Raw genomic sequence first — 22,716 nt, forward strand, 5'->3', positions numbered from 1 at the left:
TCCCTTCGTGATGTGTTGTGTTGATCGAACAGAGCGTGCTTATAGAGCGTTATGTGGTTGTACTGGAAGCGGCTTTCAGAGTTCGGCCAGTGCGTCCAGGTCTGCGGGTGCCTTGACGGCGCGGGTGGTGACCCCCCGAAGTTCTCGTTTGGCGATGCCCGTGAGGGTGCCCGCGGGCGGGAACTCCACGGCCGCCGTGATCTCCCGGTCACGCATGGTGGCCGTGCACAGATCCCAGCGCACCGGCTGGGTCAGCTGGGCGACCAGCGCCTCCATCGCCGCCGCCGCCGAGGCGACGGGCTGCCCGTCGCGGTTCGACAGCAGCGTGGCGGTGGGCTCGGCGGTCGCGACGGCGGCCGCCGCGGCGGCGTAGCGGTCGAGGGCCGGAGCCATGTACTTGGTGTGGAACGCCCCGGCCACCCCGAGCGCGCGGACCCGGGCCTTGGCCGGCGGGTCCTCAGCCAGCTTCTCCAGCGCCGTCAGCGGGCCGGCGGCCACGATCTGGCCGGCGGCGTTGCGGTTGGCGGGGAACAGGTCGAGCTGCTCGAGACGGGTCAGCACCTCGGCCTCGTCGCCGCCGAGCACCGCGGACATGCCGGTCGGCTCGATGGCGCACGCCTTGGCCATTTCGGCGCCGCGGGTGGCGGCCAGCGCGACGGCGTCATCGGCGGCCATCACACCGGCGATCGCGTACGCCGCGATCTCGCCGACGGAGTGGCCGGCCACGAGCAGGTCCGCGTCGGAGAGCAACCCGCGCTTGGTGAGCTCCTGGTGGGCCAGCAGGGTGGCTGCGACGACCAGGGGCTGGGTGACCGCGGTGTCGGTGATCTCCTCGGTCGACGCGGTGGTGCCCAACCGGACCAGGTCGAGGCCGCTGGCCTTCGACCACAGGTCGAGCTGGTCCGCCGCGCCCGGCAGGTCGAGCCACGGCGAGAGCATCCCCTCGGTCTGCGAACCCTGTCCGGGCGCAAGCAATGCAATCACGTGTTTAAGAGAACACTGTGGAAACGGTTTTGGCGGGTGTAACAGATTATGAACCTGGTCTTAGGTTTTTGTGTAGTCCCTACAAAATAGCTCCGTAAGCTACGTGTTCGATACCGTGCCGCGACCTGTTGCCTGGATCACTCCGACTCGGAATTTCCCACGATAGCGGCTCTGACCGGCAGCGGAACTGGAGGCATCGGTTTACTGGCGACGCCGGCGGGCGCGGTGGGGTAGTTGAGCTGGCCGACTGTCGCCGCCACTCGCAGCACGTATGCGTCGCGGGGCTGGGTGGGATCGCGTCCGGTGAAGTCGGTGATCCGCTTGAGCCGGTAGCGCACCGTGTTTGGATGAACGAACAACTTTCTGGCACAGGCCTCAATCGCGCCGCCACAATCTAAGTAAGCGTCAAGAGTCTCGATGAGGGTGGGCCCCGCGTCGGCCAGCGGCCCCATGACGTCGGTGTGCAGCGCCACGATGGCCGAGGCATCCCCCATCAGGGCGCGTTCGGGCAGCAGTTCCCGGGCCAGCACCGGCCGGGGCGCCCCCCGCCAGCCGCCGACGGCGTTCATCCCGGAGATCGCCTCGCTGGCGCTGTGGTAGGCCGCGGTCAGCATGGGCGCCGTCGGCCCGATGACCACCGGGCCGTCGGAGAAGGCGGTCAGCAATTCCCCGAGGAATTTGTCGGTAGGCGACAGTTGGCCCGACACGATGGCCACCAGCCAGGTGCCGTGCACGTCGGTGAGGGCCGCACGCCCGTGCCGGGCGGCGATGTCGCGGACGTGCTGGCTGGCCCGCTGGCTGTCGCCCGGCCCGGTGGTGCCGTCGCGGCCCGGCGCGGGGGCCCCGACCACGACGGTGGCCGGGGCGGTGGTGTCCCAGTTCAGCGCCGCGGCCCGGGACAGCAGCTCGGGGCCGGTGTCGCCGCGGACCACCGCGTCGACCACGCTGGCCTCCATCCGGCTGTCCCAGGTGCCGCGCGCCTCGGCCGCGTTCGCGTAGGCCGACGCCGCGGTGAACGCCAGGTCGCGGCTGTACTTCAGCACGCCCACGGTGAGCGCGGTCAACTGGTCCTCGGAGCGGGCCACCAGCGGCAGCACCTCTTCGAAGAACTCCATGGTGACGCGCACCATGTCGACGCTGTGCCGCAGCGCGATCCGGCGGGCCAGGTCCTGGGGGACCAGCTCGAAGGCCTGGGCGGTGTAGCTGACGTTGCTGTGCGGGTCCTGCATCCACTCGACGAAGTTGTTGATGGCCGTCTGCACCACCAACGCCACGCTCGCCCGCTGCGAGGCTTCCAGGTCGGCGAAGAACGGCAGCCGGTCCTGCATCACCGAGACCGCTTCGGTGGCCAGCCGGCCGGAGTACTGCTTGAGCCGGCGCAGCACCGAATCCGGCACGGTGTCCAGCAGCTCGAGCGGCGAGCGGGGCTGCTTGGCGAACGGACCGGCGAACGGGTTGTCATTCACCCCTAAAACCTACGCCACTTTTCTGGAAGGATCCGCTAAAGGGCGCGGGTGCGTAAGGGGCTGAGGCCGCGAGCGTGAAGCCAGTTTCACGCTCGGCGACCAACGTGAAGGCAGCTTCACGCTCGGCGAGCGGGCGGCCGTCGTCGGCGGGGGCTTCAGGCCACGCCGGGGTCGGACGTCTGCTCGGGCGCGGCCAGCACGTCGTCGATCTTGTACTGGCGCGCGGCCGCAACCGGAACCGAGGGGTCGATCTCGCCGTCGCGCGCCAATGCCTCCAGCACCGCGACCACCTGCGACTCGGCGTCGGTGTTGAAGTAGCGCCGGGCGGCCGGCCGGGTGTCGGAGAAGCCGAAACCGTCGGTGCCCAGGGTGACGAACGTGTTGGGTACCCACGGCCGGATCTGCTCCGGGACGGCGCGCATCCAGTCCGAGACGGCGATCACCGGGCCGCTGGCGTTGGCCAGGGCCTGCGTCACGTAGGCGGTGCCGGCCGGCCGGTCGGGGTGGCGCAGCTTCGCCCTCTCGACGGCGATGCCGTCCCGGTTGAGTTCGCCCCAGCTGGTCACCGACCAGACGTCGGCGGCGACGTCCCACTCGGCGGCCAGCATCTCGGCCGCCTGCAGCGCCGACGGCATCGCCACGCCGGAGGCCAGGATGTGCGCCGTGTTCGCGCGCTGCTCGGTGGCGCGACGGTAGCGGTAGATGCCCCGCAGCAGGCCCTCGGGATCGAAGTTCTCCGGCTCCGGCGGCTGCACGTACGGCTCGTTGTAGATGGTGATGTAGAAGTACACGTTCTCGGGGTCGTCGCCGAACATCCGCGCCAGCCCGCTTTCGACGATGTAGGCGATCTCGTAGGCGAACGCCGGGTCGTAGGCCACCACGGCCGGATTGGTGGCCGCCAGCAGCAGCGAGTGGCCGTCGGCGTGCTGCAGGCCCTCGCCGGTCAGCGTGGTGCGCCCCGCGGTGGCTCCCAGCAGGAAGCCGCGGGCCATCTGGTCGGCGGCGGCCCACAGGCCGTCACCGGTGCGCTGGAAGCCGAACATCGAATAGAAGATGTAGATCGGGATCATCGGCTCGTTGTGCGTGGCGTACGACGTGCCGGCCGCGGTGAACGAGCCCACCGAACCCGCCTCGCTGATGCCCTCGTGCAGGATCTGGCCGACTTCGCTTTCCTTGTACGCCAGCATCAGCTCGGCGTCGACGGCGGTGTAGAGCTGGCCCAGGCGGTTATAGATCTTCAGCGACGGGAACCAGGAGTCCATGCCGAACGTGCGCGCCTCGTCGGGAATGATCGGCACGATCCGCGGGCCGACCTCCTTGTCGCGCAACACTTCCTTGAAGGTGCGCACGGTCGCCATGGTGGTGGCGACCTCCTGGTTGCCCGAGCCCTTCTTCAGCGCGGCGTAGGTGTCGCGGCCGGGCAGCTTGAGCGCCTTGGCCTTCGTGCGGCGCTCGGGCAGGAAGCCGCCCAGGGTGCGGCGCCGGTCGAGCATGTACCGGATCTCCGGGGCGTCGGGGCCCGGGTGGTAGTAGGGCGGCAGGTAGGGGTTCTCGTCCAGCTGGGCGTCGCTGATCGGGATCCGCATCGAGTCGCGGAAGTGCTTAAGGTCTTCCAGCGCAAGCTTTTTCATCTGGTGGGTGGCGTTGCGGCCCTGGAAGTGCGCGCCCAGCGAGTAGCCCTTGATGGTCTTGGCCAGGATGACCGTCGGCTGGCCCTTGTGGTCGACGGCGGCGCGGTAGGCGGCGTACACCTTGCGGTAGTCGTGGCCGCCGCGCTTGAGGTTCCAGATCTCGGCGTCGGTCATGTTCTGCACCAGCGCCTTGGTGCGCGGGTCGCGGCCGAAGAAGTGGTCGCGCACGTAGGCGCCGTCGTTGGCCTTGTACGTCTGGTAGTCGCCGTCGCAGGTGGTGTTCATCAGGTTGACCAGCGCGCCGTCGCGGTCGGCGTGCAGCAGGGCGTCCCACTCGCGGCCCCAGACCACCTTGATGACGTTCCAGCCGGCCCCGCGGAAGAACGACTCCAGCTCCTGGATGATCTTGCCGTTGCCGCGCACCGGGCCGTCGAGCCGCTGCAGGTTGCAGTTGATCACGAAGGTCAGGTTGTCCAGGCCCTCGAGCGCCCCGACGTGCGCCATTCCCCGGCTCTCCGGCTCGTCCATCTCGCCGTCGCCCAAAAAGCACCAAACGTGCTGGTCGGAGGTGTCCTTGATGCCGCGGTCGTGCAGGTAGTGGTTGAACCGCGCCTGGTAGATGGCGTTCAGCGGGCCCAGTCCCATCGACACCGTGGGGAATTCCCAGAAGTCGGGCATCAGCCGCGGGTGCGGGTAGGACGGCAACCCGCCCCCGACGTGGCTGTGCTCCTGACGGAAGCCGTCCAGCCGGTCCTCGCTGAGCCTTCCTTCGAGGAAGGCGCGCGCGTAGATCCCCGGGGACGCGTGGCCCTGGATGAAAACCTGGTCGCCGCCGCCGAGATGCGATTTGCCCCGGAAGAAGTGGTTGAAGCCGACCTCGTACAGCGCCGCCGACGACGCGTAGGTCGAAATGTGGCCACCCACGCCGACTCCCGGCCGCTGGGCGCGGTGCACCATGATGGCGGCGTTCCACCGGATCCACGCCCGGAAGCGCCGTTCGACGTCCTCGTCGCCGGGGAACCACGGCTCCAGTTCGGTCGGGATCGTGTTGACGTAATCGGTTGACGTCAGCGACGGAATGGCGACACGCTGCTCGCCGGCCCGCTCCAGCAACCGCAGCATCAGATACCGCGCCCGCGCCGGTCCGGAGCGCTCCAGCAGATCGTCGAACGACTCCAGCCACTCCGAGGTCTCTTCGGGGTCGATGTCGGGCAGGTAGGACGCGACGCCTTCGCGGATCACCCGAACGCGGTCGGGTTCGCTTGCGCTGGTAGGGGTTTTGGCCAGATCGTGGCGCGCGAACTCGGTTGTCAACGCACTGCTCCTGTAGTTGGCGGCGGATGTGCCCTCGGGTGCTGTGCACCGTCTGCCTCTATCGTGCCGCACCGGCCTTTCGGGGGGCCAGCCGACGTCCGGTAGCCGGCGCGGGTTCGCACGGGCGACACGAACGCGTGCGTGGCGGGACTTTCGGGAAAGGCACCCGGTAACGTCATGAACCGTGGTCATCGGATGGCGTGCCGTCCTTGCGGGAAGCTTCCCCAGGCGAGGCGCTCTGGCGCTCGGATGCATCGCGGCGACGCTGATGGGGATCGTGGGGTGTACCACCGTCACCAACGGCACGGCCACGCCCGACACCCAGGTGGCCCCGGCCTATCGGCAGTCGGTGTCCGCGTCGGTGTCCGCATCGTCGGCGACGTCGCGGGTCCGCGAATCGCAGCGGCAACAATCGCTGACCACCCGGGCGGTGCGCACGTCGTGCGACAACCTGGCCACCTCCAGCAAGGACGCGATCGACAAGGTCAACGTGTTCGTCGGCGCGTTCAACGCGGGCCGCGGCACCGGACCCACCGAAGGGCCGGCCATCGACGCGCTGAACGCCAGCGCCGACACGGTGGCCAACAGCTTCAACGACGCGCTCTCGCAGCAGCTGAAGGACGCATTCAACGCGTACATCGACGCGGCCCACGGGGTGGCCAACGCGATCGGCACCCACGCGCCGACGGGGGAGTTCAACCGGCGGGTGGACCGCCTCAACGACGCCAAGACAAAGGCGCTGAAACTCTGCCTGGCATCCTTCTGAGGCGCCTGGTGAGGCGCAAGTGTCGACGTGGTTGCGGCTGTGCGACGATAATTCCCATCGCACAGCCCGGGACGGTTTAAGGAGGCTCCACGGTGGTCGCGGCGGATCACGCCCCGAGCTACGCTCGCAAACTGGGCATCCAACGAGACCAAGTTGTCCAGGAATGGGGCTGGGACGAGGACACCGACGACGAAATCCGCGTTGACGTCGAGGAGGCGTGCGGCGGTGAGTTGCTCGATGAGGACACCGACGAGGTGGTCGACGTGGTGCTGCTGTGGTGGCGCGACGGCGACGGCGACCTGGTGGACACCCTGATGGACGCGATCGGCCCGCTCGCCGAGGACGGCGTGATCTGGGTGTTGACGCCCAAGACCGGCAAGCCCGGCCACGTGTTGCCGGCCGAGATCGCCGAGGCCGCGCCCACCGCAGGCCTGATGCCGACCTCCTCGGTGAACCTGGGCGACTGGAGCGCCAGCCGGCTGGTCCAGCCGAAATCCCGAACAGGGAAGCGTTGATGCTGCCCGTCGGCGCCACCGCCCCGGACTTCACACTGCGCGACCAGAACCAACAGCGGGTCACCCTGAGCGCCTATCGCGGCGCCAAGAACGTCCTGCTGGTGTTCTTCCCGCTCGCCTTCACCGGCATCTGCCAGGGCGAGTTGGATCAGCTGCGCGATCACCTGCCCGACTTCGAGAACGCGGACAGCGCGGCGCTGGCCATCTCCGTGGGCCCGCCGCCCACCCACCGGATCTGGTCGCTGGAGAGCGGGTTCACCTTCCCGGTGCTGTCGGACTTCTGGCCGCACGGCGAGGTCAGCCAGGCCTACGGTGTGTTCAACGACGAGGCCGGCTACCCCAACCGCGGCACGTTCGTCATCGACCGGTCCGGGATCATCCGGTTTGCGGAGTGCAAACAGCCCGGCGAATCCCGCAACCAGCGGCTGTGGACCGACGCGCTGGCGGCTTTGCGGGAGTGAAAGTTTTGAGTAGCGGCCCTTCGGGCGTGTAGCCTCCCCGGGGCACGGGCGCGTAGCTCAGTGGTAGAGCTCTGGTTTTACACACCAGCGGTCGGCGGTTCGATACCGTCCGCGCCCACTCAATCTGGGTTCGGGACTCGCGGGCGTAACCCCATGGCGACTTTCGGCCCCGATTTTCGCCATGGCGTTACGCTCGCGGCGTGAATGGTGAATCCGTGGAACCGTTTCGCATCGACGTCCCCGAGGACGTCCTCGACGACCTGCGGTCGCGGCTGGCGCGCACCCGCTGGCCGGACGCCGAATGCGTCGACGACTGGAGCCAGGGGATGCCGTTGGCCTACACCCGCGAGCTGGCCGGCTATTGGGCCGACGACTACGACTGGCGCTCACGCGAGGCCGCGCTCAACCGCTTCGACCAGTTCATCACCGGGATCGACGGGCTGGACCTCCATTTCATCCACCAGCGGTCACCGCACGACGGCGCGTTCCCGCTGCTGATCACCCACGGCTGGCCCGGCTCGGTCGTGGAGTTCCACAAGGTGATCGAGCCGCTGACCAACCCGGCGTCCGGGCGCGCCGAGGATGCCTTCCACGTGGTGTGCCCGTCGCTGCCGGGATACGGGTTTTCCGGCAAACCGACCCGCACCGGCTGGGGCGTGGAAAAGATCGCCGGGGCCTGGGAGACGCTGATGCTGCGCCTTGGCTACGACCGCTACGGCGCGCAGGGCGGCGACTGGGGCGCCGCCGTGACGACGCAGATCGGCCGGAACCGGGGCCACTGCGCGGCGATCCACCTCAACATGCCGATCGGGCGGCCCACCCCGGAGTCCCTGAAGAACCCGACGGAAGAAGAGCAGCGGGCGCTGGCCGCGCTGGCCGAGCACCGCAAGTGGGGCACCGGCTATTCCAAGCAGCAGTCCACCCGGCCGCAGACGCTGGGCTACGGGCTGGCCGATTCGCCGGTGGGGCAGCTGGCGTGGATCGTCGAGAAGTTCTGGGCGTGGGCTGATTGCGACGGCCACCCGGAGAACGTGTTCACCCGCGACGAGCTCCTCGACAACGTCATGGTCTATTGGGTGACCGACACCGGCGCGTCCTCGGCCCGGCTGTACTGGCAGAGCTTCCGGGTCTGGGGGCAGATGGATCGGGTCGAATTGCCCACCGGCGTCGCGGCTTTCCCCAAAGAGATCCTGGGCGCCCCGCGGTCGTGGTGCGAGCCGGCCTACAACATCACCCATTGGACGACCATGGAGCGCGGCGGCCACTTCGCCGCATTCGAGCAACCCGAGCTGTTCGTCGACGACGTCCGCGCGTTCTTCGCGACGGTGCGGCCCTAGACGATCCGCCGGCCGCGGCGCGCACGAAACCGCATGTCCCACAGGTAAAGCCGGTAACCGAACACCCACGCGTCGTGCAGGATGAACATGTCGGCCAGCCGCAGCGCCGACAGCAGCCACTCGAACCGGCGTTGTTGGCGCCGCGACCAGTCCAGCCGCATCATCGCGCGAAACTCCGGGGCCAGGAACCCCGTCGTCGCGAACAGGTTGAACGGGCCGGCCAGCACGCGCAACGGCCACGGCAGAAACGCCAGCGACGCCACGCCGCGCAGGTGCTCGCGCACCGGCGGATCGATGCGCAGCTCGTCGAGCGAGCGCTTCCAGTACTCGTCGAACGCCGCCCGGTTCGGTGGCCACATTCGCTCGGGCACCTGCAGCGTGGTGGCCAGCCGCCTGGCGTCGAGATAGACCGCGTCGGCGGACGCGTCGTCGAGGGGGCCGTGGAGGAACTCGTGCTGGTCGACGAAATAGCGGTACAGGCACGCCGCCACCCAGAGCTGCAGCTTGGGGTCGAACGCGTTGTAGGGCACGGGGCTTGACGGCGTGGAACGAACCTGGCGGTGCACCGCGTCGAGCGCGCCGCGGATCAACGCGCGGTCGGACTCGGTCCCGATGGTGGCGACCGCCAGGTAGGTGCCGGTGGTGCGGGCCCGCTTGAACGGATGCTTGTAGACGTTGCCGCTGTCCACCGGGCTCTCCAGCACGCCATAGCCGACGCCGGGCAGGGACAGCTGCATGATCACGTTCGCGGCGGGCAACAGCGTCGCCGCCGGGTTGAGCAGGTCGGCGACGCGGGTCGCGGGCCGCTTCATCGCGGGCTCCTCATGGGATCGAGTACACCACGTGTGAGACGCTGCCGAAGTGGTTGCGACGCGGACCCGGCTGGCCGGCGTGCTGGCCGGTTACCTGGCCGATGTCGCGCTGGGCGACCCGGCAAGGGGACATCCGGTCGCGGCGTTCGGGCGAGTCGCCGCCGGGTTGGAACAGTTGACCTACCGCGACAGCCGGGCCGCCGGCGTGGTGCACGTCGGCGTCCTGGTCGGGGCCGTGGCCTTGCTCGGCGCCGCGCTGCAGCGCGCAGCCGACCGCGCCGGCCGGCCCGCCTCGATCGCGGCCACCGCCGCGGCCACCTGGGTCTCGGTGGGGGGAACCACATTGGCGCGCACCGGTCGGGAAATGTCGGAACTGCTGGCACGCGGGGACATCGACGCGGCGCGCCTGCTGCTGCCGGCGCTGTGCGGGCGCGACCCGGCCTGGCTGGACGGCCCCGGCCTGACCCGGGCGTCGCTGGAATCGGTCGCGGAAAACACGTCCGACGCCGAGGTGGCGCCGCTGCTGTGCGCGGCCGTCGGCGGGGCGCCCGGGGTGCTGGCGTACCGCAGCATCAACACGTTGGACTCGATGATCGGCTATCGATCGGCGCGTTACGCCCGGTTCGGTTGGGCCGCAGCGAAATTGGATGACGCGGCCAACTATGTGGCCGCGCGGGTGACGGCCGCGCTGGTGGTGGCGTTCGCGCCCTTCGTCAGCGGGTCGCCCTCGGGTGCGGTGCGGGCCTGGCGGCGCGACGCCGCGCGTCACCCCAGCCCCAACGCCGGCGTCGTCGAGGCGGCCTTCGCCGGGGCGCTCGGGGTGCGACTCGGCGGGCCCACCCAATACCGCCACGAACTGCAGATCCGGCCCACGCTGGGCGACGGCCACGACCCGACGGTGGCCGACCTGCGCCGGGCGGTGGCGCTGTCGCGCATGGTGCAGGCCGGCGCGGCGCTGCTGGCGGGGCTGTTGAGCGACTACCGGCGGCGGCCGTAGCGGTCGGCGAGTTTGGCCTCCACGGTCGTCGGCGCCGGTGGGGCCTCCGGGGCCGCTGCGGCCTCTTTGGCCGTCGCCGCTCGCTGCTCCCTTTCGCGGCGGCGGGCGCGGATCTCTGAGTACGCGAAATACCCCAACCCGAGCGGGGCGACGATGCCGAAGGAAATCCACTGGATGCCATAGGACAGGAACGGCCCGGCGTCCAGGTGCGGCACGCCGATGACACCGAGCCCGCCGGGCTGGTCCTCGGTCAACTGCAGATACGACCCGACGAGCGGGACCTTGGTGAGCGCCGACACCTGCCCGGTGTTGATCGAATACACCTGCAGCGCGCCCTCTTCGGCGAGGGGGGCCCTGCCCGTGACGACCGCCTCGGAATCGCGCAGCCGCGCGGTGACGGTGACGGTGTCCCCGGGCGGGCGGGGGATCGGCGGGACGTGGGATCCCTGCTCGGGCCGGACGTACCCCCGGTCGACCAGGACGGTGGGCCCGCCGTCGACGACGAAGGGCGCCAGCACCTCATACGCCGGCTTGCCCTCGATCACCCGCAACCGGGCCAGCACCTGGACATCCGGCAGGTAGTGCCCGGTGGCCGTGACGCGGCGCCACTGCGCGTTCGGAGCCGACGAATCCTGCTGCGGCAACAGCGTTTTCAGGGGAACGGGCTCGGTGTTGAGGGAGTATTCGATCTGGCGGTTCTCCCGCGACGTCCGGTTGTGCTTGCCCAGCTGCCAGGGTGCCAGCACCGTGAAGCACAGGTACGTGAACGCGACGACCACCAGGATCAGCGCGATCCAGCCCGGCCGCAGCAGGAATGCCAGCCGACGCATGTCAACCGGACCCGTTGCCGGCGAGTCGATCGTCGACCCAGGCGTGCAGGCCGGGCAGCGAGGCGTCGATGACGGTGAAGACGTCCTCGAAGTCCTGCGCGTCCCCGTAGTAAGGGTCCTCGACATCGAGGGCGTGCGCGCCCGAACGCGGATCGAAGGACCGCAGCATGCGCACCCGCTCCCCGTCGACGCCCAGCTCGCGCAGCATCCGCAGGTGATTGCGGCCCAGGGCCACCACCAGGTCGGCCGCCAGATGGTCGGTGTCGACCTGGGCGGCGCGGTGCTCGGTGGGGTAGCCGTGGGCGCGCAGGACCTCGTTCGCACGCTCGTCGGCGCATTCCCCGACGTGCCAGTTGCCGGTGCCCGCGCTGGTCACGCGGACGGCGTCGGCCAGGCCGCGGCGGCGCAGCTGGTCGGCGAACATCTTCTCGGCCATCACCGACCGGCAGATGTTGCCCGTGCAGACGAACGTGACGTGCAGCGGCTCAGACACCGAGCACCGCCCGCAGCTCGTCGACGGTTGCGGCGTGCGTCACCACCGTGGGCCCGGCGGCCGTCGCACCGTCGGGGAAATCGTCGCGCCCGTAACCCCAGCCCACCACCACGGTGTCGATGCCGTGGGCCGCCGCGCCGTGCACGTCGTGGCTGCGGTCGCCGACCATGAGCACCCGCTCGGGCAGCGGCCGCAGCTGGTCGAGCGCGTGCTCGAGCACCTCGACCTTGGTCTTGCGGGAGCCGTCCGGGCTCGCCCCGGCGATCACCTCGAAATGCTGGTCGAGCCCGAAATGGGCGAGGATCCGCCGGGCCGTCGGCTCCAGCTTCGAGGTGGCCACCGCCAGCCGGACACCGGCGGCCTTCAGGTCGGCCAGCAGCGGCTCGATGCCCTCGAACAGGGTGTTCATCGCCCAGCCCCGGCTGCCGTATTCGGCGCGGAAGGCGGCGATCGCCGGCTCGGCGTCCTCGCCCAGCATGGAGCGGAAGGTGTCGTCCATCGGCGGCCCCACGATCCGTCCCACCAGGTCGCCGTCTGGCACCGCGACGCCGACGTGGTCGAGGGCGTGCAGGAAGCTGGCCACGATGCCCTCCGCGGAGTCGGTGAGCGTGCCGTCGAGGTCGAAGATCACCAGCTGGGCCGTCAAGGTCGTGCCTGTCACCTCACCATTGTCCTCGATGGGCCGGGGTGGGTGCGACGGTGTCGCTGCCACGCGCGAAAGCGGCCCACTAGTGTTTCTCGGATGGCGAGTCTGAACCTGACCCCGCCTGCGGTGCGCTACCACGGTGATCAGGCCGTCGCACCCGGGATGCTGGATTTCGCCGTCAACGTCCGTCACGCCCAACCGACCGAGTGGCTGATGCGGCGGCTGGCCGCCCGGTTGACCGATCTGGCGCGCTACCCCGGCGCACAGGACGTGCGGGCGGCGCAGGACGCGGTCGCCGAGCGGCACGCCCGCGCCCGCGACGAGGTGCTCCCGCTGGCCGGCGCGGCGGAGGGGTTCGCATTGTTGCCCAACCTGCGTCCGGCGCGGGCGGCGATCGTCGCGCCCTCGTTCACCGAGCCGGCGGACGCGCTGAGCGCCGCCGGGGTGCGCGTGCACCACGTCGTGCTCGAGCCGCCCTTCGCCCTGGACGGTGTGACCGTCCCCGAGGACGCCGACCTCGTGGTGGTGGGCAACCCGACCAACCCGACGTCGGTGCTGCACAGCCGCGAGCAGCTCCTCGCGTTGCGCCGGCCGGGGCGGATCCTGGTGATCGACGAGGCGTTCGCGGATTCCATTCCGGGCGAACCCGAGTCGCTCGCCGATGTGTCGCTGCCCGACGTGCTGGTGCTGCGCAGCCTGACCAAGACGTGGGCGCTGGCCGGGCTGCGGGTGGGCTACGCTCTGGGCTCGCCGGAGGTGTTGGCCCGCTTGACGGCTCAGCGCGCCCACTGGCCGGTGGGGACGCTGCAGCTGACGGCCATCGCGGCATGTTGCGGCCGGCAGGCCGTCACCGAAGCGGCGGCCGGTGCGGTGCGGTTGGCCGAGCTGCGCGCCGAGATGGTGGCCGGGCTGGCCTCGGTGGGCGCCGAGGTGGTCGACGGCCGGGCCCCGTTCGTGTTGTTCCGCATGCCGGACGCCGCGCTGATTCGAAAGAGACTGCAAGACAAGGGGATTGCTATCCGTCGCTGTGATACGTTCGTCGGCCTGGACGAGCGCTACCTGCGGGCCGCGGTGCGCCGCGAGTGGCCGCTGCTGGTCGAGGCGATTGCGGAGGTGCGCCGGTGAGCGTGCGGCTGGCCGACGTCATCGGGGTGCTGGACGAGGCCTACCCACCTCGGCTGGCCGAATCGTGGGACTCGGTGGGCCTGGTGTGCGGCGACCCCGACGACGCGCTGGAGTCGGTGACCGTTGCGGTGGACGCGACGCCCGCGGTCGTCGCCGAGGTTCCCGAAGGCGGCCTGTTGCTGGCCCATCACCCGCTGTTGCTGCGGGGGGTCGACACGGTGGCGGCCAGCACCCCCAAGGGCGCGCTGGTGCACCGCCTGATCCGCACGGGTCGTTCGCTGTTCACCGCGCACACCAACGCCGACTCGGCCTCACCGGGCGTGTCCGACGCGCTGGCGCAGGCCCTCGGCCTGACCGTGGAAGCGGCCCTGGAGCCGCGAACCGCGGCCCCCGACCTCGACAAGTGGGTGATCTACGTGCCGCGCGAGAACGCGGACGCGGTGCGGGCGGCCGTGTTCGAGGCCGGCGCCGGGCACATCGGCGACTACTCGCACTGCAGTTGGACCGTCACCGGCATCGGGCAGTTCCTGCCGCACGAAGGCGCCTCACCCGCGGTGGGCAGCGTCGGAACCGTCGAGACGGTGGCCGAAGACCGGTTCGAGGTCATCGCGCCCGCGCGGATCCGGGTGGCCGTGCTGGCGGCGATGCGCGCCGCCCACCCCTACGAGGAGCCGGCATTCGACATCTTCGCGTTGCTGCCCGCGCCCGGCGACACCGGCCTGGGCCGCATCGGCACCCTGCCCCGCCCCGAACCGCTGCGCGACTTCGTGTCCCGCGTCGGCGCCGCCCTGCCCCCGACGGCGTGGGGGGTCCGCGCGGCGGGCGACCCCGACATGCCGGTCTCCCGGGTCGCCGTCTGCGGCGGCGCGGGGGATTCGCTGCTGGCGACCGCGGACCGCGCCGGTGTGCACGCCTACGTCACGGCCGACCTGCGGCACCATCCGGCCGACGAGCATCGGCGGGCCTCCGGGGTGGCGCTGGTCGACGTGGCGCACTGGGCCAGCGAATTTCCCTGGTGCGACCAGGCCGCCGACCTGCTGCGGTCCCGTTTCGGTGCGGCCCTGTCGGTGCGGGTGTGCACCATCCGCACCGACCCCTGGAACATGGGGCATACGGCGGAGCCCGCCGACGAGACCGGGAGTGAAAAGTGATGAAGGCCGAAATCGCGCAGCAGCGTTCGCTGCTCGAGCTGTCGAAGCTGGACGCCGAGCTGGCCCGCATCTCGCACCGGGCCAGCCACCTGGCGGAGCAACAGGCCTGCGAACGGTTGCAGGGCGAGCTCGACGCCGCCGGTGACCGGGTGGGCGCCATTCGAATCGCGTTGGAGGACATCGACGTCCAGGTGTCGCGGCTGGAATCCGAGATCGAGGCGGTCCGGCAGCGCGAAGACCGCGACCGGTCCTTGCTGCAGTCCGGTACCACCGACGCCAAGCAGCTGTCGGATCTGCAGCACGAGCTGGAGACCCTGACCCGGCGCCAGGCCAGCCTGGAGGATTCGCTGTTGGAGGTGATGGAACGCCGCGAGGAGCTGCAGGCCCAGCTCGATGCGGCGCGCGGCACCGTCGAGGCGCTGGAGGCCGAATTGGCGGGCGCCCGGCAGGCTCTCGACGCCGCGGTCGCCGAGATCAGCGAGGCCCGTCAGGCGCATTCCGCGCGACGCGACACCCTGACCGCGGCGCTGGACCCCGCCCTGTCCGCGCTCTACGAACGGCAGCGCGCCGGGGGAGGGCCGGGCGCCGGGCCGCTGCTGGGACGCCGCTGCGGTGCGTGCCGGCTCGAGATCGACCGCGGCGAGATGTCCCGCATCTCCGCCGCCGCCGAGGACGACGTGGTGCGCTGCCCGGAGTGTGGCGCGATCCTGTTGCGGGTCAAGGGGCTCGACCAGTGAAAGTGGTGATCGAGGCCGACGGCGGGTCGCGCGGCAACCCCGGCCCGGCCGGCTACGGCGCCGTGGTCTGGACCGCGGACCGCTCGACCGTGCTGGCCGAGACCAAGCAGGCCATCGGCCGGGCCACCAACAACGTGGCCGAATACCGCGGCCTGCTGGCCGGTTTGGGCGACGCCCTCGAGCTCGGCGCCACCGAGGCCGCGGTCTTCCTGGACTCCAAGCTGTTGGTCGAGCAGATGTCGGGCCGGTGGAAGGTCAAGCACCCCGACCTCATCGAACTGCACGGGCAGGCCCGCAAGCTGGCGGCGCGGTTCGACCGGATCGCCTACACGTGGATTCCGCGGGACCGCAACTCCTACGCCGATCGGCTGGCCAACGAGGCGATGGACGCCGCCGCCGGCGACCCGGTGCAGGAACCCCGGCAGCCCGCGGCCGAGCCCGCGAAAACCGCTGCGCCGCAATCGCCGCAGGCTCCCGGCTGGACCGGTGCGCGCGGCACCCCGACCCGGCTGCTGTTGCTGCGACACGGCCAGACCGAGCTGTCGGCGCAGCGCCGCTATTCGGGCCGCGGCAACCCGGCCCTCACCGAGGTGGGTCGCCGGCAGGCCGACGCCGCGGCGCGTTACCTGGCGCAGCGCGGGGGGATCTCCGCGGTGTTCGCCTCGCCGCTGCAGCGGGCCTACGACACCGCGGCCAGGGCCGCCAAAGCGCTCGGCCAGGACGTGACCGTCGACGACGATTTGATCGAGACCGACTTCGGCGCCTGGGAGGGACTGACCTTTGGCGAGGCCGCCGAGCGCGACCCGGAACTGCACGGCCGCTGGCTGCGCGACACCGGCACCACGCCACCGGGCGGGGAAAGCTTCGACGACGTGCTCGAGCGGGTCGTCCGGGCGCGCGAACGCATCATCGCCACGCACCCGGGCACGACGGTGCTGGTGGTCTCGCACGTGACGCCGATCAAGATGCTGCTGCGGCTGGCGCTGGAGGCCGGGCCGGGCATCCTGTACCGGCTGCACCTCGACCTGGCGTCGTTGAGCATCGCCGAGTTCTATCCCGACGGTGCGTCCTCCGTGCGGCTGGTGAACCAGACCGGATACCTTTACCACCAGGTATGAGGAGACGTCGATGCAGCCGTCCGAGCCGACCCGTGTAGCCGTTCCCGCGGATGTCCGGGCGCGGGTGATGCCGGCGGTGCTCGACGAGCTGACCCGTTGGGGCGTCGAGCGGTTCAGCATCGAGGCCCTGGCCGAGCGCCACCACCTCGATGCGGCGATGGTCTACCGGTACTGGGGAGATCGACGTCAGCTCATCGTCGATGCGGTGCTCTCCGATGTCGAGACGGTGAGTTCCGGGATCGACACCGGCTCCTTGCGCGGGGATCTGCGGGCCTTCGTCGGCAAGGTGACCGGTCGGATCAACAGCGAGGTCGGCCGCACATTGATGCGCGCGCTCGTGATGGACCGGCGCGGTGGGCACGACGAAGCCACCCGGTTGAGGTTCTTCAGGGCGCATTTCGCGGCGATGCGCGGGGTGGTGGACCGGGCCAGGGAGCGGGGCGAACTGCGCGACGGCGTCAACACCCTGGCGGCGGTCCAGATCGTGTTGTCACCGCTCTACATTCGGGTCCTGTACTCCGACGTTCCCGTCGACGACGAGTATTGTGCGGCCATCGTCGACATGGCGTGGCACGCGCTCGCGCGGAAATAGCCCGCCCCGAGCGGGTGGACGGACTCCCCGCCCGGGTCGTTGCCGCTACCGCGATTCCGTCCCCGTAGCCGGCATCGTGTCCCTCACCGGCCGCATCGCTTCTTCGAGCGAATCGGCAAAACCGGCCAGCGATTCCATGAACCGCTCCTGCTGCGCTTCGACGGCGGCCGTGGCGAGGGCCTGCGCCTCGCGCATTGCTTCGTTGACACGCTGAGCCACGGTTTCGGCGCCCAGTCGCAGCAAGCCATCTTCGATATGCAGGCCGGTCAGCCACTGGCGTCCATCGACGGTGACCCGCACGGTGTTGGCCTCGTCGGTGCCCCTGAAGGTTTGCGCCCTGAGGTTGTGCGCCTCTTCGTCCACCATCGACTGGATCTGTTGTGTCTGGCGCATGACTTCGGCCACTTGCGGGTGCGTCTCGGTGCTCACTGGGCGTCCTCGCTGCCTGGGTTACTCGGGCGGTCAGACCTCATCGCTGAGGTACCGGGTGGCGAACACTTCCGCCTGTGCGGCCGCGGCCTGTTGCGGCGACGGCAATTCCGTCACGCCGCCGCGCAGCGCCTCGGCGATAAATCCTTCGTCGTCGATTCCCAGCTCGTGAAAGCAATCGAGCACGAAGCTCTGCTGAATGGCGAGCGCCCGTTGTCGAGCCAGGTCCGCGATGGCAAGGATTTCGTCTGCCAGCCCAGACTCGGACATGTTGGTCACCGCCGGTGACAACTCGATCCGCAGCACCTTGCCGTCCATGGTCGCCGTCACCGAAACCGTCTCGGGGGGATTGACCACCGTGGCCGTCGGGCCGGCTTCCACGTCGTCCGCGGCGGGGGCCGACTCGGCGACGCCGGCGTCGGTGGGCAGCACATCGATGAGGTCCGGCGCGGATCCGGTGCCGGCGGGCGGGGCAGGTTCGGAGGTGACCAGTGCGTCAATGGCCGACCGGCCCGTCGCGCCCTGACCGGCCTGGTCGCCGAAATCCAGGAACGCGCCGCTGTCTTGGCCGTACCCATCGCCGAAAGCCGAGCCGGCACCGTCGTCGGGACCGGCCTGGTCACCGAAGTCCAGAAATGCGAAACCCTGGTCGTTGTCGCCGGGCCGGTTCGGTGTGGTGCCCAATGTCGTACCTCTCTGGCGCTTCAACGGTCAGGTGGGAGTTCGCCGACGGCCGGCCATGTCATTCGTAAAGCATCTGCCGGTCCAGCTTTGCGCCCGACTGCTTGTCAACGCCGGTGTACGCATCCGCCCCGGCGCGCAGTTTTTCGGATGCGTCGTTGCACACCGCAATCATGTTGTTGCAAGCGGATTCGCGTTCCCGCTCCGCCGCCTGCATGGCGAGGACGGAGTTGAAGGAGATGAAACCGTGGTCATACCAAAGCTTTCCGGCTCGTCCGGCGACCGCGGTGATCGCTTCGTCAAGCCGGCCCGCCGCCTCCTCCTGCTCGGCCGCCAACTGTCCCAGGTACTCGGGCGTGACTTGCAGCTTGGCCATCGATCTCACTCCTCACCGCTCGCTGAGCCGTTGCGGGCCGCCGGCCGTGCCGGTCACCTTGTCGATGGGCGCCCGCTCTCCCTCTGCGGCCCCGCTCGCCGCACCGTCGAAGTCCGTCGCGACCACGTTCTCCCCGGCCGCAGCGGGCTCCCCGTCGGCGTCCGCCGCGGGGGCCGGGCGCGGCCTTGGCGAGGCTTTTGCGTCCGGCGCCCCGCCGGCCACTCGACTCGCCGCGGGCATGTTGTAGGCCGGTGCGACGCCCGCCGGCGCCAAGGCGCGTTCGGTTGGCCCTGTCGCCGGATACCCTCCGGACTCCGCGGTTTCGCCGGTGCCCGCGGCACCGGCGGATGGGGCGGCATGCCGCCGTCCGGGCGCCGGGGCCGGTGCCGCGCCGTCACCGCTGACTTCGTCGAACGGGCTCACCGTCGATCGCGGCGCGGGCGCGGCGGTCGACGGCGCGAAGGCGGAACCCGAGACGACCGCACTGTCGGCCACCTCTCGGTATCGAGCGCTGATGCCGTCAATCTTCCGCTTATTCTGCAGCGATTCGTCCATCGACGCCGCGGTGATGAAGATGGCGACCGGCATGACTGCCGCGAAGGTCGCGAGCTGGAAGAGCAAGGATGCCTGCGGGCCCGAGACCCATCTCAGGGTGCTGGCTATCGGGATAGCCGCGGTGAAAACCGCCCGGCACGCGGTCAGGGTGACTTTCGCGTTCTTGAGCCAGTCGGCTTCGTCGGCCAGGATCGCCGCGATCTGCAGGTCGAGGTCGGACATCGCTGTCGCCCAATCCATTTGGGCGGCGTTGAGCGCGTTGTAGGCCTCGGCGGCATCGCCGGTCCACGAATCGCTCTCAGCGGTCGCGTCCTTGAGGCTTTCCCACGCCAACTGGAACTTGTCGGAGCCCATCTGATAGTACTGGCCCTTGTCCGTACCGCTGCCGTGCAACAGCGTCAGCGCCGTCATGATCTGTATCCCGCGCTCAAGGATCACGCACTCTTTGCCGAAGGCGTCTTTGAGCGATTCCCCGCCCTCACGTCGCGGGCCGAATTTGTCCCCGGGGATCTTGTATTTGCCGCCGGCATAGCCCAGCTGCCCGAGTGCCAGGACAGCGTTGAAGGTGGCATCCCACGGGTTGCCCGAGACACCGGCTTTGATCGACGCGGCCACACTGAAGCCGGGCTTCCAATAGTCTGAGACCTTCGGCATCGCTACCCACTTTCCGCGCCGTCGAGCCGGGACCGCTTGCCGGTTATTCGACTTGAGCTTAACAATGCTCGCGTACCGCCGCGTTCGCGAACGCCAAACTGCGCCAATCGTTTTGACCCCTCGACACTTCTACGCAACTGCGGTGTCGGCCGTTGTTCATCGACGGGTCACTCACGATGGCACCGCCGGTGACCGTTCGGAAAGTCTTTGGTGGGCCGCCCGTTCCGCGTTGCTCGGTGCCGGCTTTGGGTCATCGGTGGGTTTCCTCTGGCGCGTCGTTGCGCGGGCGGATGCCGATGACGGACGACGTCCATGGGCGCTCTTCGGTGTAGAGCTCCTCGTCGTCTTGCGTGCGTTTGGCCTTCTTGTCCTGGCCGTGGCCCTGACCGGCTCCCGCCCCCATGGGCGCCATGCCCATGCCGCCGCGGCCGCCCATCGCGCCGCCCGAACCCGGGGCCGCACCGCCCGGACCGGGGCCGCGGCCCGGACCGGTTTGCGCCGACCCGGCGTCCACCGGGGGTTGCAGCGGCGGCGATGGCACATCGCCGCCGCCCCCGAACGATGCCGGTTTCACCCCGCCCATCGACGGGCCGGCGGCCGCCAGCGGGGCGCCCGCCGACGCGGCGGGCGCGTCGGCGTAGGGGTCGGCGGTGGTGCCGGTCAGTCCGGAAACCATGTCGTTGATGCCGCTGACCCGGTCGGCGACGTTCGCCGAAGCCAGTTGCCCGCCCGTTGCCGCGTCGCTCCAGACACCGCCACCGCCGTACGTCCCGCCGCCTCCGCCGACATTGCCGCGCAGATCGGAGAACCTGATGGCGGGGGGCGCGATAACCGTGGCGGCGGGCGGGGCCGACGGATAAATCGGAGCCAGCGGCGCACTGGCCAGCTGCCGGTACTGCGCCAGCACCTCTTCCGACTTGTTCTGCAGTTCCTGGTACCAGTCGACCTGTTGTGCCCGGCGGGCCAGGTCATTTCGTTTCGTGTACTCGATGATCCAGAATTCGGTGACGTAGATCTCGTAGCTCGAGGGGTGCTCGGTGATGGCCCATTTGTGTGCGGAGACCACCTGCCTGGCCTGCGCGGCGATCTGATTGCAGTCATCCGCCAGCCCGATCACGTAGCGTTTCTGCTTCTCGAAGTTGTCCTCGGCCGCTTTCGCCGCCGGACCTTGCCAGTAAGCGAACGGGCGAAACCGCGGAAGGACGTCTTGCTGCAAGGTCAGCGCGTAGGTATCCCAGTCGTCCGCGAACTTGCCGAAGGAGGGGCCCTGATCGGGGGCTTCGATGTGCTGGGCCGCTTGTTTGACCGGGTAATAGCCGAGGTCCGAGGTTGGTGCCGGGGTGGCTGGCGGCGAGTAGGGCTGCACCGCGGTCGATTTGGCCGCCGCTTGTTCGCTGCCGCCGACGGGACCCCGGGTCACGGACGAACCCGAAGAGTCGCCCGCCATTGCCTCGGCGGCCGCCGCGTCGAGTTCCTCGTAGGCCTTGGCCGCGTTCCGCAGAGATTGCGCCAGAATCTGATATTGCCGTTCGCAGTATGCGACGCAATCACGTATCGCCGCGGAGGAGAGCGCGAGTTGCGTGGCGGAGTCGACGATGAATCCGATCTCGCACGGCGGCGCGGCGTCGCCGGCCGGCGGGGACGGCAACGGCGCCTCGAGTTCGGCGGCCCTGGCCAGCAGTTCGTCGTGCTGGACCTTCAGCGGCTCCGTCATGGGGGTGCTCTCCTCTGGGCGCTCGGGCCGTCATCGAGATCGACGGTGTGACGGACCCGGTCCGGCGGGCGCACGATTGCGCCGGCACCGAAACAAGGAGCGAGACGGATGCCACCCCCGGGGCATCCTTCCTCTGCCGGGACACACGGCGGGGCGCGGCGGCAGGCCGGGCCCAACCGAGGGTCATCCTAAGGCCGCGAGATCGCCGTCGCATCACCAATTTTCGACCGAGCTCGCGGCAATGACGGGTGGGTGAATGCCAACCGAACGCCGGTCATCGTGCTGCCGTCGCGCCGTCCGCCGCCGGCACCGCGATCGCGGCAAGGCTTTCCATCGCGCTCAGCACCTCTTCGGCGGTGATATCGGCCATGGTCCTGCGATCGATGTGCCGGTGCGGTCCGAACCGGAAGCCCCACGTGGCCGACCGCGTCGGCCCGAACAGCCCGACGCCGGGAACGCGCGCCAGGTCGGCGGCATGCAGCATGCTCGAATCGATCCCCAGGAAGACGTCGGCCTCGGCGACCAAACCCATGGCGAGATCGAGCGGTAGGCCGAGATGGGGAATCACCCGCGCGCCCTCACGCCCGACGTTGAGTTCCTCGTGACCCATCCCCACGATCCAGGCCACGAAGTCGCGATGGCGCGACAAGAACCGGTCCAGCACGTCGATGAACCGGGTCGCGGGCCAACGCTTTTCCGGCCAGTCGGTGTCGGCGTGCACGACGAGCACGTGGTACCCGCGGGGCAGCGCGGCGCGCATCGACTTGGCCTGCTCCCGCACGGCCGGCGGAATGGGCAATGGCTGGGCATACGCTTCGATCCGCGCCGACGGATCGAACACGTGCGCCAGCTTGAACATCTGGTCGGCCGAGTGACACGCCCCTTTTGCGATCGCGATGTCATAGGAGTCGTAGTCGTTCTTGAACCCGACGCTCGTGGGGGGAGCGAGCCGTTGCCGAAGGGCGCGGAAAGTCTCCGAGGGGATGGCGAACGACAGGGTGTTGATCAGGAGGTCGACGGCGCCGACTTGCGCTGCCAGCGCGTCGTAATCGCCACTTCGGTCCGATGGTAGGTCGCCGGAGTGGAATGCCGTCGTGTCGATCAGGAGCGGACTGACCTCCCGGAAGCACAGATCGAACGGCACTTTCGGGCAGATGAGCGTCAACGGCGCGGCGAAGATCTCGCCCAGCGCCCGCATGGCCGGCAGCGTCAGGACGGCGTCGCCGATCTTGGCCTCGAAATAGACGGCGGCCCTGGCGGTCGACAGGGGGCCGCCCGGCGCGCCGCATTCAGGGCTTTGCGAGTCCAACACCATCCTCCGGGCGGAGCTTA

General features: G+C 69.8%; 23 protein-coding genes and 1 tRNA gene. 11 read left to right on the forward strand and 13 right to left on the reverse strand.

The genetic code is table 11. From position 1 onward, the window contains the following. Window positions 1-75: 75 nt before the first annotated feature. From AWC03_RS19045 to aceE, 3 genes are all read right to left on the reverse strand, one after another. Window positions 76-984 carry an ACP S-malonyltransferase gene (locus tag AWC03_RS19045; protein WP_085242275.1) on the reverse strand — a complete coding sequence of 303 codons (909 nt, stop codon included), beginning with the start codon at window positions 982-984 and terminating at the stop codon, window positions 76-78. A 137-nt stretch (window positions 985-1,121) separates the two neighbouring features. Further along, window positions 1,122-2,450 carry a PucR family transcriptional regulator gene (locus tag AWC03_RS19050; RefSeq protein WP_085242276.1) on the reverse strand — a complete coding sequence of 443 codons (1,329 nt, stop codon included), beginning with the start codon at window positions 2,448-2,450 and terminating at the stop codon, window positions 1,122-1,124. A 155-nt stretch (window positions 2,451-2,605) separates the two neighbouring features. Beyond that, on the reverse strand, window positions 2,606-5,395 hold the full coding sequence (aceE, locus tag AWC03_RS19055) for a pyruvate dehydrogenase (acetyl-transferring), homodimeric type (RefSeq protein ID WP_085242277.1): 2,790 nt from the start codon (window positions 5,393-5,395) through the stop codon (window positions 2,606-2,608). 184 nt (window positions 5,396-5,579) lie between these two features. On the opposite strand from aceE, the gene AWC03_RS19060 reads away from it, so the two are divergent. The 5 genes from AWC03_RS19060 to AWC03_RS19080 all read left to right on the forward strand — a co-directional run bounded on the left by AWC03_RS19060 (window position 5,580) and on the right by AWC03_RS19080 (window position 8,474). Further along, window positions 5,580-6,161, forward strand: coding sequence for a hypothetical protein (locus AWC03_RS19060; protein ID WP_085242278.1), 582 nt, complete (start codon window positions 5,580-5,582; stop codon window positions 6,159-6,161). A 92-nt stretch (window positions 6,162-6,253) separates the two neighbouring features. Continuing rightward, window positions 6,254-6,676, forward strand: coding sequence for a DUF3052 domain-containing protein (locus AWC03_RS19065; protein ID WP_085242279.1), 423 nt, complete (start codon window positions 6,254-6,256; stop codon window positions 6,674-6,676). Then, on the forward strand, window positions 6,676-7,137 hold the full coding sequence (locus tag AWC03_RS19070) for a peroxiredoxin (RefSeq protein ID WP_085242280.1): 462 nt from the start codon (window positions 6,676-6,678) through the stop codon (window positions 7,135-7,137). The genes AWC03_RS19065 and AWC03_RS19070 overlap by 1 nt, the downstream gene beginning before the upstream one ends. A 46-nt stretch (window positions 7,138-7,183) precedes the next feature. Next, window positions 7,184-7,255: transfer RNA gene (locus AWC03_RS19075), tRNA-Val, on the forward strand. Window positions 7,256-7,352: 97 nt separating this feature from the next. Continuing rightward, window positions 7,353-8,474 (forward strand): epoxide hydrolase family protein, encoded by a 1,122-nt coding sequence (locus AWC03_RS19080; RefSeq protein ID WP_085242330.1) that lies wholly within the window; start codon window positions 7,353-7,355, stop codon window positions 8,472-8,474. Here the strand turns inward: AWC03_RS19080 and AWC03_RS19085 are convergent. Then, window positions 8,471-9,286, reverse strand: coding sequence for an oxygenase MpaB family protein (locus tag AWC03_RS19085; RefSeq protein ID WP_085242281.1), 816 nt, complete (start codon window positions 9,284-9,286; stop codon window positions 8,471-8,473). The two genes, AWC03_RS19080 and AWC03_RS19085, sit on opposite strands and share 4 nt — an antisense overlap. A 49-nt stretch (window positions 9,287-9,335) precedes the next feature. Here AWC03_RS19085 and AWC03_RS19090 point away from each other — a divergent pair, with 49 nt between their 5' ends. After that, window positions 9,336-10,283, forward strand: a complete 948-nt coding sequence (locus AWC03_RS19090) for a cobalamin biosynthesis protein (RefSeq protein WP_085242282.1) — start codon at window positions 9,336-9,338, stop codon at window positions 10,281-10,283. On the opposite strand, the gene AWC03_RS19095 is transcribed toward AWC03_RS19090, so the two are convergent. From AWC03_RS19095 to AWC03_RS19105, 3 genes are read right to left on the reverse strand one after another with little or no spacing between them, the layout of a single operon-like run. After that, on the reverse strand, window positions 10,265-11,113 hold the full coding sequence (locus tag AWC03_RS19095) for an SURF1 family cytochrome oxidase biogenesis protein (protein WP_085242283.1): 849 nt from the start codon (window positions 11,111-11,113) through the stop codon (window positions 10,265-10,267). The two genes, AWC03_RS19090 and AWC03_RS19095, sit on opposite strands and share 19 nt — an antisense overlap. Window position 11,114: 1 nt before the next feature. Next, window positions 11,115-11,606, reverse strand: coding sequence for a low molecular weight protein-tyrosine-phosphatase (locus AWC03_RS19100; protein WP_085242284.1), 492 nt, complete (start codon window positions 11,604-11,606; stop codon window positions 11,115-11,117). Further along, window positions 11,599-12,267 carry an HAD-IA family hydrolase gene (locus AWC03_RS19105; protein ID WP_420845683.1) on the reverse strand — a complete coding sequence of 223 codons (669 nt, stop codon included), beginning with the start codon at window positions 12,265-12,267 and terminating at the stop codon, window positions 11,599-11,601. The genes AWC03_RS19100 and AWC03_RS19105 overlap by 8 nt, the downstream gene beginning before the upstream one ends. 81 nt (window positions 12,268-12,348) lie before the next feature. Between AWC03_RS19105 and cobC the strand changes: the two genes are divergently transcribed. From cobC to AWC03_RS19130, 5 genes are read left to right on the forward strand one after another with little or no spacing between them, the layout of a single operon-like run. After that, on the forward strand, window positions 12,349-13,377 hold the full coding sequence (gene cobC, locus AWC03_RS19110) for an Rv2231c family histidinol phosphate aminotransferase CobC (protein ID WP_085242285.1): 1,029 nt from the start codon (window positions 12,349-12,351) through the stop codon (window positions 13,375-13,377). Then, window positions 13,374-14,528 (forward strand): Nif3-like dinuclear metal center hexameric protein, encoded by a 1,155-nt coding sequence (locus AWC03_RS19115; RefSeq protein ID WP_085242286.1) that lies wholly within the window; start codon window positions 13,374-13,376, stop codon window positions 14,526-14,528. The genes cobC and AWC03_RS19115 overlap by 4 nt, the downstream gene beginning before the upstream one ends. Beyond that, window positions 14,528-15,265, forward strand: a complete 738-nt coding sequence (locus AWC03_RS19120) for a zinc ribbon domain-containing protein (RefSeq protein ID WP_085242287.1) — start codon at window positions 14,528-14,530, stop codon at window positions 15,263-15,265. The genes AWC03_RS19115 and AWC03_RS19120 overlap by 1 nt, the downstream gene beginning before the upstream one ends. After that, window positions 15,262-16,383, forward strand: a complete 1,122-nt coding sequence (locus AWC03_RS19125; protein WP_085242288.1) for a bifunctional RNase H/acid phosphatase — start codon at window positions 15,262-15,264, stop codon at window positions 16,381-16,383. The genes AWC03_RS19120 and AWC03_RS19125 overlap by 4 nt, the downstream gene beginning before the upstream one ends. Window positions 16,384-16,393: 10 nt before the next feature. Further along, window positions 16,394-16,975, forward strand: coding sequence for a TetR-like C-terminal domain-containing protein (locus AWC03_RS19130; RefSeq protein ID WP_085242289.1), 582 nt, complete (start codon window positions 16,394-16,396; stop codon window positions 16,973-16,975). 45 nt (window positions 16,976-17,020) lie between these two features. Here the strand turns inward: AWC03_RS19130 and AWC03_RS19135 are convergent, their stop codons facing one another. The 6 genes from AWC03_RS19135 to AWC03_RS19160 form a co-directional block, all read right to left on the reverse strand. Then, on the reverse strand, window positions 17,021-17,404 hold the full coding sequence (locus tag AWC03_RS19135) for a YbaB/EbfC family nucleoid-associated protein (RefSeq protein WP_090422369.1): 384 nt from the start codon (window positions 17,402-17,404) through the stop codon (window positions 17,021-17,023). A gap of 33 nt (window positions 17,405-17,437) precedes the next feature. Beyond that, window positions 17,438-18,088, reverse strand: a complete 651-nt coding sequence (locus AWC03_RS19140) for a hypothetical protein (RefSeq protein WP_085242290.1) — start codon at window positions 18,086-18,088, stop codon at window positions 17,438-17,440. A 58-nt stretch (window positions 18,089-18,146) separates the two neighbouring features. Next, window positions 18,147-18,461 (reverse strand): ESX-1 secretion-associated protein, encoded by a 315-nt coding sequence (locus AWC03_RS19145; protein ID WP_085242291.1) that lies wholly within the window; start codon window positions 18,459-18,461, stop codon window positions 18,147-18,149. Between the two features lie 12 nt (window positions 18,462-18,473). Next, window positions 18,474-19,670, reverse strand: a complete 1,197-nt coding sequence (locus AWC03_RS19150) for an EspA/EspE family type VII secretion system effector (RefSeq protein WP_085242292.1) — start codon at window positions 19,668-19,670, stop codon at window positions 18,474-18,476. 250 nt (window positions 19,671-19,920) lie between these two features. Continuing rightward, the gene (espB, locus tag AWC03_RS19155) at window positions 19,921-21,384 is read right to left on the reverse strand and encodes an EspB family ESX-1 secretion system-associated protein (RefSeq protein WP_085242293.1); all 1,464 of its coding nucleotides are present in this window, start codon (window positions 21,382-21,384) and stop codon (window positions 19,921-19,923) included. A 274-nt stretch (window positions 21,385-21,658) separates the two neighbouring features. Then, entirely contained in the window at window positions 21,659-22,693 is a 1,035-nt protein-coding gene (locus AWC03_RS19160) for a glycosyltransferase family 9 protein (protein WP_158089982.1), read from the reverse strand. Between the last annotated feature and the right edge of the window lie 23 nt (window positions 22,694-22,716).

The organism is Mycobacterium europaeum (assembly GCF_002102155.1).
GTDB lineage: Bacteria > Actinomycetota > Actinomycetes > Mycobacteriales > Mycobacteriaceae > Mycobacterium > Mycobacterium europaeum.